Origin of the sequence: Hymenobacter negativus (genome assembly GCF_016056375.1) — a bacterium.
Taxonomy (GTDB): Bacteria; Bacteroidota; Bacteroidia; order Cytophagales; family Hymenobacteraceae; genus Hymenobacter; species Hymenobacter negativus_A.
In genome coordinates this window covers 371267-384595 of sequence record NZ_JAEDAE010000003.1, presented here as the reverse complement: position 1 = coordinate 384595, position 13329 = coordinate 371267, and the positions used below count along the sequence as shown (strand labels likewise).

At 60.2% G+C, this 13329-nt stretch carries 11 protein-coding genes; 3 read left to right on the top strand and 8 right to left on the bottom strand.

Features of this window, described 5'->3' with window-relative positions:
• The first annotated feature begins 150 nt into the window (after window positions 1-150).
• Entirely contained in the window at window positions 151-2319 is a 2169-nt protein-coding gene (locus I7X13_RS09635) for an OmpA family protein (protein WP_233454730.1), read from the top strand.
• Between the two features lie 8 nt (window positions 2320-2327).
• On the opposite strand, the gene I7X13_RS09630 is transcribed toward I7X13_RS09635, so the two are convergent.
• Genes I7X13_RS09630 through I7X13_RS09620 form a run of 3 tightly spaced genes read right to left on the bottom strand, consistent with a single transcriptional unit; the run spans window position 2328 to window position 5140 of the window.
• Window positions 2328-2774, bottom strand: coding sequence for a 3-oxoacyl-ACP synthase (locus I7X13_RS09630; RefSeq protein WP_198067830.1), 447 nt, complete (start codon window positions 2772-2774; stop codon window positions 2328-2330).
• Window positions 2775-3629: a DUF4261 domain-containing protein gene (locus I7X13_RS09625; protein WP_198067829.1), complete on the bottom strand. Its 855-nt coding sequence runs from the start codon at window positions 3627-3629 to the stop codon at window positions 2775-2777.
• Complete coding sequence (locus I7X13_RS09620; RefSeq protein ID WP_198075316.1) at window positions 3629-5140, bottom strand: GH3 family domain-containing protein; 1512 nt, start codon at window positions 5138-5140, stop codon at window positions 3629-3631. The genes I7X13_RS09625 and I7X13_RS09620 overlap by 1 nt, the downstream gene beginning before the upstream one ends.
• A gap of 168 nt (window positions 5141-5308) precedes the next feature.
• Between I7X13_RS09620 and I7X13_RS09615 the strand changes: the two genes are divergently transcribed.
• Window positions 5309-5743, top strand: coding sequence for an OsmC family peroxiredoxin (locus tag I7X13_RS09615; RefSeq protein ID WP_198067828.1), 435 nt, complete (start codon window positions 5309-5311; stop codon window positions 5741-5743).
• Window positions 5744-5882: 139 nt separating this feature from the next.
• Window positions 5883-6377 (top strand): hypothetical protein, encoded by a 495-nt coding sequence (locus I7X13_RS09610; protein ID WP_198067827.1) that lies wholly within the window; start codon window positions 5883-5885, stop codon window positions 6375-6377.
• A gap of 85 nt (window positions 6378-6462) precedes the next feature.
• Here the strand turns inward: I7X13_RS09610 and dnaA are convergent, their stop codons facing one another.
• The 5 genes from dnaA to I7X13_RS09585 form a co-directional block, all read right to left on the bottom strand.
• Window positions 6463-8037, bottom strand: a complete 1575-nt coding sequence (gene dnaA / locus I7X13_RS09605) for a chromosomal replication initiator protein DnaA (protein WP_198075315.1) — start codon at window positions 8035-8037, stop codon at window positions 6463-6465.
• 394 nt (window positions 8038-8431) lie between these two features.
• The gene (locus tag I7X13_RS09600; RefSeq protein WP_198075314.1) at window positions 8432-9373 is read right to left on the bottom strand and encodes a bifunctional metallophosphatase/5'-nucleotidase; all 942 of its coding nucleotides are present in this window, start codon (window positions 9371-9373) and stop codon (window positions 8432-8434) included.
• A gap of 27 nt (window positions 9374-9400) precedes the next feature.
• Entirely contained in the window at window positions 9401-10165 is a 765-nt protein-coding gene (locus tag I7X13_RS09595) for a 5'-nucleotidase C-terminal domain-containing protein (protein WP_198075313.1), read from the bottom strand.
• A 176-nt stretch (window positions 10166-10341) separates the two neighbouring features.
• Window positions 10342-11610 carry an outer membrane beta-barrel protein gene (locus tag I7X13_RS09590; RefSeq protein ID WP_198075312.1) on the bottom strand — a complete coding sequence of 423 codons (1269 nt, stop codon included), beginning with the start codon at window positions 11608-11610 and terminating at the stop codon, window positions 10342-10344.
• A gap of 274 nt (window positions 11611-11884) precedes the next feature.
• Entirely contained in the window at window positions 11885-13180 is a 1296-nt protein-coding gene (locus I7X13_RS09585) for an outer membrane beta-barrel protein (protein WP_198075311.1), read from the bottom strand.
• Between the last annotated feature and the right edge of the window lie 149 nt (window positions 13181-13329).

The following is a 13329-nucleotide window of genomic DNA, read 5'->3' as shown; positions in this document are numbered from 1 at the left end:
TAGGGAAGATACAAGGTACGCTTTCCCGGCGCGTTTGGGCTTCAAGGGCCGTGCCAGCGAGCCAAAGCCGCCAAAGCGGCGCACCAGCACCCGCGGCGGGCACCAAATATGGCTAATTCCCTAAATTGTTGGCAACTTGCGCAATATTTTATGGTCAAAACTCTACCCATGTCGGCTTTATTGCGTCGAGGCTGGTTGCTTTTGTTGCTGAGCGTGGCGGCGTGGCTACTGGCCGCGCCCACTGCGCAGGCCCAGCGCCGGCCCGCCAAACGAATTCCCGCCGCCGCCGCCCCTTCGGCCGATACCACCAGCGGCGGGGCATCGGCCGCGCCCAAAAAGGCGGCTGCCCGCAAGCCGGCCGCTACGGCCCCCAAGCCGTCCATTGCGCCCGGCACCTACCGCGTGCGCGGCCTCAACAGCCGCGTGAGCCGCAAGCTGCACCTGCGGCCAGACGGCACGCCCGACTTTATTTTCATCAACAAATACCCGTTTTTCGAGGACAAGAAGGCGCTGAAAGCCATTGCTAAGGCCGAAAAACGGCGGCAGTACCACCAGACGCGTCTGCTGCTGGAGGACTATGTGGCCAAGTTCGGGCCGGTGAACTTTGAGAAGAACACCAACATGCTCTGGCGACTGGGCCAGCTGCTGGAGCGCGACAGCCAGACCGTGAAAGCCAAGGCCTACTACCGCCTGGCCCTGAAGCACAGCCGCGCCGACACCAAGCGCGTGCAACTCTACTACGACTCACTGGAGCAGAAAAACACCGACCTGTATGTGCCCCTGAAAACGTACTACGACCTGGTGGAGTACCGCAAGAACCTCAACACCTTCCACCCGCCCAAAGGCGTGTACACAACCATGGGCGACGCCATTAACAGCAAGGCGGCGGACTATGGGCCGGCACTGGCCGGCAACGACTCGCTCCTGATTTTCAGCAGCAAGCGCAAGCGGCGCGGCCTGACCGGCGTGGTGGACGAGGACCTGTACCTATCGCGCCGCGAGGGCGTGAGCTGGACCGATGCCGAGCCGCTGCCCAAGCCCATCAACTCGCCCAACAACGAGGGCTCGGCCTGCCTGAGCAAGGATGGGAAGACGATTTACTTTGCCCGCTGCGAGTGCGCCACCTGCCACGGCAACTGCGACCTCTACACCGCTACGCGCGGCAAAGACGGCAAATGGAGCGCCCCCAAAAGCCTGGGGCCGATGGTGAACTCGCTGGGCTGGGACTCGCAGCCCACGCTGTCGCAGGGCGAGGACACGCTGTATTTCGCCTCGGACCGGCTGGGTGGGTTTGGGCTGTCGGATATCTACTACACCCGCAAGCTGAAAAACGGGCAGTGGAGCCCGGCCGAGAATGTGGGGCCGGTGGTGAACACGCGCGAGAACGAGGTGAGCCCGTTTTACCACCCCCTGTACCACGTGCTGTATTTCAGCTCGCGCGGGCAATTGCTGAATTTTGGCGATTTCGACATTTACAAAACCTACCGCGTGGGCGGGCGCTGGCAGGAGCCGAAGAACATTGGCCCACTGGTGAACGGCAAGGGTTCGGAGTATTATTTCACCATCGACAGGGAGAGCAAAAACCTGTACTACGCCCGCTCGGAGGCGCAGGAAATCAATAATCTGGACCTGTATTCCTTCCCGCTGCCGATGGAGGCGCAGCCGCTGGCCACTACCCGCGTGGAGGGCACGCTGATGGATTCGGTGAGCAGCAAGCCGCTGAAGGGCATCGTAAGCATCATCGACACCGACAACGGCGTGGAGGTGGCCAGCAAGTTTATCCGGCCCGATGGCACGTTTGACTTTGAGTTGATTGAGGGCTCGCACTACGCCATGCTTATTCAGAGCAACGACTTTTTCTCGGTGGAAAAGCAGTTTGCGCTGAAGGGCGACACGGTGATGACGCTGCTCACGAACAGCATCGACTACAAGCTGCCGCTCATTTTCAAGAACCTGGAGTTTGAGCCGGGCAAGGCCAACGTGCTGCCCAGTATGCACACCACGCTGGACCGCATTGCGCTGTTTCTGGTCGACCACCCCACCTTCCGGCTCAGCATTTCGGGCCATACCGACACCAGCGGCGACCCCGAGGTGAACGAGAAGCTCTCGCAGGACCGGGCCGAGGAAATTCGCAAGTACATCGAGCGCAAAGGCAAGCTGGCCCCCAACCGCATCGAGAGTTTCGGCTACGGCTCCAGCCGCCCACTCAAGGACGAGGTGACCGAGGCCGACGCCAAGGTGAACCGCCGCGTGGAGTTCAAGCTCATCAAGCCCGAAGGCGGCGACAAGCCCGCCGACGGCGGCGGGGCCTGGAAGTAGTATTCCCCCTACTCTACCGCTTCAATTCGAACCGTTTTGCCGTTGAAAACGGCTTCCTCCCCAGCTCGCAACCCTTTGAGAGCCACAGCCACGGGCGCAGCGGGTGATACCGCGAATACATCCGTCCCCTCCAGCTTGCCGGCACTGATGCTGATGTAGAACCGGCCCAGGCTGGTGCTTACCAAGGCCCCAGGGCGCGCGGTATCGCAGGGAGCATCGGGACTGATGCGGGCCAGCTCAGCTTGCAACTGCTGGGCCTGCTGCATGTGGGCAGCGTTACGGTCGCGCTCGGCGTTGGCCATTTCGCGGCCGGTTTCATACTTGTCGCCGGCGCTGCTTTTGGTTTCGGAGGAGGAAGATTCCTGGGCGGCCTGCATGGCGGTGCGGGCGGCGCTGATGCGCTGCTCGATGAAGGCTTGGCAGGCGGCGTGGAGGGCGGGTTTGACTGGGCTCATTTAGGAAGTGTGCAAATGGATAACTACCCGTTCGGGGGCAACCGCTGCTATCTGCCGCTCACATTGCCATTTGGCCTGCGGAGTTAAGCCTTGAATCGTATTGCCATCGGCAATAATATCGCCGTGCTCATACACGTAATAAGCGTAATTCCACAAGGCCTGCCCGACGGCACTCTCATCCAGCCCAGCAAAACGAATTTGAAAATCAGGAAGGCCTAACTGGTGTAGTCCCACCGTATCCATCAGAATTTCACCGTCTGTTCCGTTGCTGATATTGAACAGCCGCACGTTTACGAGCCCGTGTAAGGTTCGTTGGTCGGGGTTGGTCCAGGCATCAATTAGGTCTTCGGGCGCAATAAGTTTCTGAATGGCTACCAGATAAACTACCTGCGGGTGTAAGGAATGCGTGGTTGCCACCAGAAAATCCATGAATAATTGCAGCCGGATTTTATAGTCCAGTGTACGCGACATGAAATCGGAAACCAGCACCTCGTAGTTGCAAGCTTCCGCATTCTCTGCGGCTTCCGCCCAATGCCAGTTTTGTTGCAGAGCCTCGGGGGCAACTTCGGCATTTTCATTTCCCGCATTTGGCTGCATGATAGTCCATTGCGCGGGTATGCTTCCATCCTTGAATTCCACCTCGATGCTAGGAAAGGAAAAAATTGCTACACTCTCGGTATCCGGGCTATGTACGCTCGGATAAGCGCCTGCAAGCGACTCGATGATATTGTTCTTATCGATGGTTGGCTTGGCAGCAAACAGCAGCTTGGCGGTCAGCAACTGCGGATAGTTTCTGAGCGGTTCTTCTGGAACAGCGTCTGCTTTTTTCTTTTTCCCGAAATCAAAGAAGCCCATTATTTTGAATTGCGTTTATCGTCCGTAATTAGTCCCTCCGCCACCTTCCTGTCATTCCCCAGGCGCGGCACCTTGTTCTGGCCGCCCAGCCTTCCCATGCTTTTCATGTAGCGCTGGAAGGCCCCGGTGGGCAGCGGAGTGAGGAGCAGCGGCACGAGGATGTTGCCCCGGCGCAGGTCGTCGTAGTAGGTGTTGCGGCGGCGCAGGGCGTTGTCGAGCGCGGCGGCGAAGGCGGCGGGGTCGTGCGGGGGGCGTGCGAATTCCACCAGCCACTCGTGGCGCGAGGGCGTGGCGGGGTCGTCGCTCACGAGCGGGGCCACGGTAAATTCGGTGACTTCGACCTCGGGCGTCTGGGCCATGACTTCGCGCAGGGCCTGCTCCACCTCCTCTCCTATCACATGCTCGCCGAATGCCGAGAGGAAATGCTTGATGCGGCCTGTGACCACCACGCGGTACGGCCGCAGGCTCACGAAGCGCACTGTGTCGCCGATGCTGTAGGCCCACAGGCCGGCGTTGGAGGTAAGAACGACAGCATAGTTGCGGTCCAGTTCCACGTCGGCAATGGTGAGGCGGGGCGCGTCGGGCTCGAAAAACCGCTCGGCGGGGATGAATTCGTAGAAAATGCCGCTGTTCAGCAGTAGCAGCAGGCCGGGGTTGCCGGGCTCGTCCTGGAAGGCCAGGAAGCCCTCGGAGGCGGGGAATAGCTCGATGCTGTCCACGGGCCGGCCGATGCTTTCGAAGAGCTTGGCGCGGTAGGGTTCGAAGTTGACGCCGCCGTACACGAACAGGTTGAAATCGGGGAAAATATCCTTAATGGGCCGGCCGGTGCGGGCCGTAAGGCGGTCGAAATACATCTGCACCCACGGCGGAATACCGGAAATCAGGGTCATCTTCTGGCCCAGCGTTTCATCTACGATGCGCTCCAGCTTGGTTTCCCAGTCTTTGATGATGTTGGTCTCGTAGCTGGGTAGCTGGTTACGGCGTAAGTATGCTGGCACGTGGTGGTTGGCAATGCCCGAAAGTCGGCCCGTGCGGATGCCATGATGCATCTCCAGCGCCGGCGAGCCCGACAGGAATATTAGCTTGCCATCCAGAAACCGGCTGCGGCCGGTGCGGTAGATGTAATACAAAAGCGCATCCCGCGCCCCGTCGATGTGGTTGGGGATGCTGTCCTTCGTAATGGGGATGTACTTGGTGCCGGAGGTGGTACCGCTGGTTTTGGCCAGGTACAGCGGGCGGCCGGGCCAGAGCACGTCGGCCTCCCCGGCCTGGGTGCGGTCGAACCAAGGCTTTAGGGCTTCGTAGTCGCGCACGGGCACTTGCCGGGCCAAATCGGCCGGCGTGCGGACGCTGCCTAGTTCGTGCGCCCGGCCGAAGGCGGTGCCGGCCGCCGTGGCCGTGAGTTTCGTCAGCAGCTCGCGCTGGGTAGTTTCGGGGCGGTGCTGCCAGCGGGCGTAGCGCCGGACAATGTAGCGGGCCAGGGGCTGGCTCAGGGTGGCTTTCAATCCCATAAATCCGAAGTAAAAGGCCATTGGATGGGCGGCGAAGGTACGTTGGCTGAGTCCAGCCATGGCAGCCGGGGCAACCCGCGCTATTGACTACCGTTAAGGTTTTGAGCTGGGCCGCTACGGCAGCCAGCACCAATCCATTAATCCACCAACCCACCAATTCCCCTCATCATGGCAGACCACGCAGGCAAAGCCGTCTGGAACGGCGACATTAAAGGCAGCGGCACCCTCACCACCGACAGCGGCCTCCTCAACGCGCCCTACTCAGTAGGCAGCCGCTTCGAAGGCAAGCCCGGCACCAACCCCGAAGAGCTCATCGGCGCGGCGCACGCCGGCTGCTACACCATGTACCTCACCAGCGTGCTCACCAAGCACGGCCACAAGGTAGAAAGCATCACCACCACCAGCACCGTGACGATGAACCCCAACAACGGCCACCCCATCATCGAGCACATCCACCTCCGCACCGAGGGCCACGTCACGGGGGGCAATATCAATGCCGACGACTTCCAGAAGCACGCCGAAGACGCCAAGGAAAACTGCCCGGTATCGAAAGTGCTGAGTGCCGTGCCCAAAATGACGCTCGAAGCCAAGTTCGTGGGCTAAGGTCCACAGCTTAGCCGGATAATAAAGGCCGTTATGCAGAGCGCAGCGAAGCATGACGGCCTTATTTAGTTTTGCTACCTAACCGTTCTTTTTGTGCCTGACTAGGCACAACCCGTCACTAGCAACTAAATTTGTCCTTATGCCCACTGGTACCACTCGCATCCGCCTCCGCCCCGCCAACAACTCCCGCGTCCCGTTCTGGGGCCAAATTGCCATTGGTCTGTTCTGGCTGGCCTACGTGCTGTTCGGCATCATCAGCGACAGCGGTGCGACGGACTACCACTTCCTGCACTGGGTGTTCCTGGTATTCACGCTGGTGTACCTGGGCTATGTGCTGGTGAATAATGCTCCCATCTTCGGCACCCAGAGCTACCTCGAATTCACTCCCGGCTACATTGTGCATAAAAACGGCCTGTTCCGCCCCAAGCAGGTATTCGCCGCCGAAAACATTGCCGCCCTAGAGCTAAAGCCCGCCGTGCTGCGCGTGCGCCAGAAAGACGGCGAAATCTACGCCCTCAACCTGCGCGAAGTGAAAGGCAAGCGCCGCAAAATGAACTTCCGCGAGCAGTTGCGCGCCTTCGCCGCCAAGCACAGCCTGCCCCTGCAGGAAGTGAGCCCGACGGCAGCCGCTTAAGTCATTTTCTCAGAAGCAAAAAAGAGGCTCCAGACGCAATGTGTGTCTGGAGCCTCTTTTTTGCTTCTGAGAAAAGTCACAAGCCTTATTTCTTGGCAAATTTCTTCCGCAGCTCCTCCACCTGGTCGCGGAATTTCTTATCCGAGTCCACCAAATCCGACACCGTTTGCACTGAGTGCATCACGGTGGTATGGTCGCGCCCACCAAAGTGAAACCCAATGGTTTTCAGTGTGTGGGCTGTGTGGTGCTTGGCAAAATACATGGCTACCTGTCGGGCCGTAACCACTTCTTTTTTGCGGGTTTTGTCCTTCAGCAAATCAACCGAGATGTTGAAATACGCGGCCACCGTTTTCTGAATGAAGTCGAGGTTCACCTCGGCCTCCACTTCCTCGATGATGTGGCGCAGGGCCTGCTTCACCATCTCCAGGTCGATGTCGCGGCGGCTCAGGCTGCTCTGCGCCACCAGCGAGGCAATTACGCCTTCCAGCTCGCGCACATTGGTGTGCACCGAATTAGCCAGGTAATCAACCACATGGTCTGGCGGAATATCAATGCCGTCCTGCTCCATCTTGTTGCGAATGATGGCCACGCGCGTCTCGAAATCCGGGCTTTGCACGTCGGCCGTCAGGCCCCACTTGAAGCGGTTCAGCAACCGGTCTTCCAGGCCCAGCAGGTCCTTGGGGGGCCGGTCGGAGGTCATCACAATCTGCTTGCCCGACTGGTGCAAGTGGTTGAAAATATGAAAGAACATCTCCTGCGTCTTGCCCTTGTTGGCCAGAAACTGCACGTCGTCCAGAATCAGGGCATCGACCTGCAAATAGAAATTTGCAAAGTCCTGCACCTGCGCGCGCTGCACGCTGTCGATGAACTGGTTGGTGAACTTCTCGGCCGACACATACAGCACGAACCGCTCGGGTGCGGTGGCCTTGATGTGGTTGCCGATGGCTTGCACGAGGTGGGTTTTGCCCAGGCCCACGCCGCCGTACACCATCAGCGGGTTGAAGCTGGTGGTGCCGGGCTTGTTGGCCACCGCGAGGCCGGCCGAGCGGGCCAACCGGTTGCAGTCGCCCTCGATATAGTTGTCGAAGGTGTACGAGCCGTTGAGCTGCGACGGGACCAAGTTGCCGTCCATCGGCCGGGCCTGGTCGAAGGGGTTGCGGGGCGGGGCCAGCGTATCGGCCCCGGCGGCGTTGGCGAAATTGTTGCCGCGCGGCGTGGTGCGCACGGCTGCCGAATTGACGTAGCGGGCCGAGGCGGCGCGGGCGCTGCCAGCCAGCGGATTGGCGGCCAGCGGGTTGCCGACAGACGTACCGGGCATGGGCTGGGGCGCGTCGCGCGGGTCCGGGGCGGCTTGCTTGCGGGTGGGCGGCAGGTGCAGGGCGCGGGGCGGCGTCTGGTCGTTGCCCTGGTCTACCACCACGCTGTATTCGAGGCGGCCTTCGGAGCCCAGCTGTTGGTAGAGGGCGCGGCGCAGCTCGTCCACGTAATGCTCCTCCAGCCAGTCGTAGAAATAGGCGCTCGGCACCTGAATGGTAAGCACGTTGCCCTTCAGCTCGACCGGCACAATGGGCTGGAACCAGGTCCGAAAGCTCTGCTCCCCGATTTCCGCCGAGATACTGCGCAAGCAGCCAGCCCAAACCGTGCGAAAATCCTTGAGCATTTGAACGTTTGAAAGGAAAACGGCTGTAAGCCGGAGGCAAAAAGAGTACCGAAATTGTTCGCCCAAAGGGGGCGTCGCTTCTTAGGGGGCGACAAAATTGTGGAAAACTTTGCGAGAAAAAAAGCCCTTGGCTTCTTGCTTTTTCGCTACTTCTAGCAGCACAGTACAGCTTTCGGCTAACGTCACTTTTTCGCGGACCAACGGCCCGCTGCCCACCCTTGAATCAGGATGCTGCACTATTCAACCTGAGCCGTAAGCACAACGCCAGCGCGGGTTTTTGGACCTAGCAGGCTACTACCCAGGCTAATCTTCGGAACCGTCGTCCACGCAAAAGGCCCGTCGGGAAAAGTCCAACGGGCCCTTTAACGAAGAAACGACCGGTAACCGGTGCGTCTTAGCCAATTATTTCGCGCACCGGCACCACGGCAGCGCTAGCCAGCCCGGCGCGCTTATTTTTTGTTGAAAACTCATAATCCAACCGGCCCAGGTTGATGCCCGACCAGCCCACCTGGTTGATGAGCGTGGCGTGGCCGTCGGGACTAGTGATGGGTTCCGGGGCGTCCATGAACGTGTGGGTGTGCCCGCCTAGGATGAGGTCGATGCCGGAAACCTGGGCGGCCAGCTTGCGGTCGTCGAGCTTGGCCTCGGCGTACTTGTAGCCGAGGTGCGAAAGGCAGATAATCAGGTCGCATTTCTCGGGTCCGCGCAGCTGGGCCACCATTTCCTTGGCCTTGGCCACGGGGTCGAGGTAGACGGTTTGGCCGAAGTTTTTGTCGGCTACCAGGCCGCTCAGCTCAATGCCAATGCCAAATACGCCCACGCGAATGCCCTGTTTGTCGAACACCTTATAGGGCGCGAAGCGGCCGGCCAGCGGGGTTTTCGAGAAATCGTAATTGGCAATGAGGAAGGGGAAGGTAGCGTGGGGCAGCTGGCGCTGGAGGCCATCAAGGCCGTTGTCGAAGTCGTGGTTGCCGAGGGTGCTGGCGTCGTAGCCCATCTGGCTCATGAGCTTGTATTCCAGCTCACCGCCGAAGAAATTGAAGTAGGGCGTGCCCTGGAAAATGTCGCCGGAATCGAGCAGCAGCACATTGGGCTCTTTCGCACGGATATCCTTAATGAGCGCGGCGCGGCGCGCCATGCCGCCCAGCCCGGCCCACTGCCCGCCATTGTCAGGAAAGGGCTCTATGCGCGAGTGCATGTCATTGGTGTGCAGGATAGTGAGCTTGAGCGGCCCCTTGGCAGTAGCGGCAGCTTCAGCCGAATTGGCCAGGCCGCCCAGCACGGTGAGGCCGGCGGTGCCGAGTAGGGAGTTGCGGAGGAATTCGCGGCGTTGCATGATAATTCGACAGTTAGCGGCTGGCAATTAGTTGGCTTTCACCCGGCCTTCGACGCGGGCCGTGATGGGCTGGCCGGCTTTGGTGAGGGCGCGGATGTGGTCGGCGATGGCGGTGCGGAGCAGCACGTTGGTATGGCGCGGCGTAAGCGTTTTGAAGAACGAGAGGTTATCGCCGCCAGTGGCCAGGTAGTCGGAAATGGCAATGGTGTAGGTACGATTTTCGTTCACATCGAAGGGCTTGCCGCCGATGCGAATGTCCTTAGGCATGCCGTCGAAGGTAACGCTATAAGTAGCGCCGGATACCGCCATTTTGATGTGAGCCGCATAGTCGAACAGCTGCTGCACCACCGGGCCGGGGGCGTCGAGCACCACCAGTTCGTTTTCAAATGGCATCAATTCGAACACTGAGCCCAGTGTGACGGGGCCAGCCGCGAAGCCAGCACGTAGGCCGCCGTTGGTCATCACGCCCAGGTCCATGGGGGCTTTCAGTTCCTGGCTGGCGCGCGCGCGCTGCAGGTCGGCCACGAAGTTGGAGAGCGGGTTTTCGCCGGGCGCTTTGGTGAGGGGTTGCGGGGCGGTGCCCAGCACCTCGGTCATCTGAGCCGTCACTTTGTCGTGGTAGGGCGCGATGAGGGCGGCTACGGCAGGGTCCTCGGCCTGGGTTTTGCCCACGACCTGGCTCGTGGTGGGTGCGAAGTGCGCTGTGGGCGCATAGGCGGCGCGCTGGCAGGCGCTGGTGGTCAGCAGGGCGGCCGCCAGCCAGGTGGTGGCCCGGCGCAGAGCAGGTTGCATTGACAAATTAGTGAGGGGAAAGCCCATGAATAGTGGAAGTGTAAGCCAGCGGTCAGGTGTGCGAAAACCGAGTAGCCGCCCGTGTTTGCAGGGTACTGCCCACGGATTGCAAAAATACTTTACTCAGATGAATGCAGGCTTTTACCCCTCGGGCAAGAACCCGCTGGGGCGGTGAACTAGCGGCCTAGATTGTAACCGAGCAGGAAAGAAATTGTCTGGGCACCGCTCAACTGGTTAGCAGCCCGCGAACTACTATCGAGCTGATTGTAACGGGCTTCAAGTTGAAGCGAACCCGGTCCGGCCGGTATAAGCACCCCCAAGGCACCCGTGGCCCCGAAGCCAAAATTCCGCGTTTCTATTTCGCGGGAAGTCGTGGTGGTGCCCACGCCGCCCAGCTTCTGGTTCGTTTCTACAATGAGGGCTTGATGCGAATCGAGCAGCGTTGAAACTTCAGCGCCTACCTGCGCATAGGGGCGCACCAGGCCGTTGGGCAGGGTGTAGCGGAGCATCAGGGGGACACGCACCGTTTGCAGCGCGATTTGCGCATTGCGGCTGCTACTAAGGTTGGTTACCACGCCATTATTGCGCTGGTACTGGCCTTCGTAAAGCTGTTTCTGGTAGAGCAGTTCGATGCGCAGGGCCAGCCGCTCGTTGAAGCTGGCCGGATTGAGAAGCAGGGCGGCCCCGAAAACTGGCCGTGTGCCCGATTTCAAATCTACTTTGCCCTCATCATCGAGCGTGGTAGTACCGCTTTGCACACCCGCCACCAGACCGAAGTGAACTTTAGTTTGCCGGGCCGTGGCCACCGTCGAGGTCTGGCCAGGAGCACAGGAATTGTAGCGGTTGAAGATGGCGACAAGCTGCGATTCTTTTAACTCGGCTTTAATCAGCATGGGTTGCACCACCGGGCAATCGATGAAAGCCTTGCTCAGCACTTGGCGAAACGGGTAGCTTTTTTGCTGCACCAGCACATCGTTCACGGTCACGTTTTGGATGATTTGGACCACCTCGGCTACCGGCCCGTCGGTGGTTCGGAAGAAGTAGCGGCTATTTCCCCCTTCGTCAACATAGGAATAGAGCTTGGCTTTGCCCTGCACCAGTTGCTGCATGAACAACGTGGTGGGCGAGGACGACAGCGCAGCCCCGCCAGGAGCCGTGGTGAGGCCACCCGGCAGTTGGCAGGCTTCGTAGCGGGCTCCGCTTTGCAGCCCATAGGCTTTCAATTCGGTGGGGGTGTATTGGGTAGTCGCAGCGCCAGCATTGGCCCGGAACACGCAGAGCAGGCCCATTCGCTGCTGGCCCCGAACATCAATTTCACCTCGCAGGCTATCGCCGGCGGGCCGCACGATGTAGCCGGGGCGAAAGTTTCTCTGGGCCTGCGCAGGATGCGCCGCTACCACTGACAACAATAAAAAAGAGAACAGTGTGATGTACTGCTTGAACATAAACCCGAGGTTAAAAGGGGGTAGAAAAAATATCCGGAATGGAAACCAGGGTCAAAGCTACGCCCGTTACCAACCATAACACCTATGCAATGGCCTGATTCGGCCTGGCGCAGGTGCGCGTGCGGGAACTATCGTGAAACCAGAATTTATCAGACGGAGGCCGGGGCGGCCGGTCTGCGTTCCTTCACTGTGCAAAACAGGAAGCGGCAAGTAGTGAGACTAAGCCGAAATGGCAACAAGCCGCGGGCTGAAAACGGGTATGAAACGCCCCCGATTATTTGGTCAAATCATAGCTCAGCAGTGCAAAATAACGCTGCTGCGAGCTTTTTATGCCCGACGCATTTATGAGGCCAGAGCTGCTTTCAGCCCGCAGCTCCAAGGCGAGGCTCCGGCCGGCGATGGCTGGCAGAAGTGCCCCCAGACTGCCCGCCAGTCCCATTTCGTAGCTCATCAGGCTGCCGGCCGCGTCCTCCAATGGTTTAGCAGTGTCGTATTCGACGGTACCGGCGCTGTTGGTGCGGCCCAGCTGCACTGCCGTATCGAAGTGAAGGCGTTGGGCATAGCTCACGCCGGCCTGCGCAAAGGGCCGCACTTTGCCCGTAGGATAGGTGTAGCGCAGCAGCAGCGGCACCCGCAGATACGTCAGGTTAAGCCGGACCTGCTCGTAGGTGCTGGGGCCATAGTTGATTCCCCCGATAAATGCATCGCTGTAGCGTTGGTTCTCAACCAACATTTCTGCCCGCAAGCTCAGCTTCTCGCTAATTGAGGCGAATGGAACAGTCAGGCCGAGCCCGACGACGGGCCGGGTGCTCACAAAATTTCCCTTCTCCAGAAAGCTCGCCCCGGTCACCGTCAAACGGCTTGTTTCTACCCCGGCCACTACTCCCAGCCGCACCCGCTCGCCGGAGCGGGCCATCGAACGCATGGGAGCAGGTGCGCTTGCCGGGGTCCGGCAGGCATTGTAGCGCTGCACAATGCCCGTGAGGGCGCTGGCCGTGAAAGGCACACTGGCTACCGCTATCTGCACGGCCGGGCAGTCGGCCATGAGCCCCGTGAGCACGCCCCGGTACAGGCCGGCGTGGAGATAGGCGCGGGTTAAATAATCGGAGCCGGGGTTGCGGCGCGGAATGAGCTCGGTAATTGGGCGGGAAGTATCCTGGGTTGCCGAAGCAACAAAAAACCGGTCGACGCCCGTGTGGCTGCGCATCTGGTACAGGTTGAGCGGCCCCGAAGCCAGTACCTCCATAAACACCAGCTGAGGCGGCGGGGTGGCCTGGTACTGCACGCTGTCGATGGCCGCCAGCAGCTGCGGGCGGTAGTGCCGCCCGCCTGCAAACCCATAGCCCCGCAGCTGAGCAGCGGTGTAGGCCACTACCTCGGCGCCTGCCGTTGGCCGGAAGCGGCAGAGCTCGGCACTGCGCACTCCGCCGCGGTAGTCGGCCAGGCCGCGCACAGTATCGCCGCTGAGGGGCAGGATGTAGCCTGTCCGAAAATCGGACTGGGCCTGCACCACCGTGGTGCAGCCCAGCCAACAAATACTCAGCAGGAGGTAGAATAGCTTTGAAGGCATAAGAAGCGGGTTGGCAGGCGAAAAGGAATTAAAAAGAGCGCGACAAAGCTACTGCGCCGGCCCAGGTGGGCGGGCGGGCAGGACGGAGCCCGATGGCTTTGGGGGACATGCGGTATCTTTCGGCCTGTTTTGGCTAAGGCGCGTAGTGG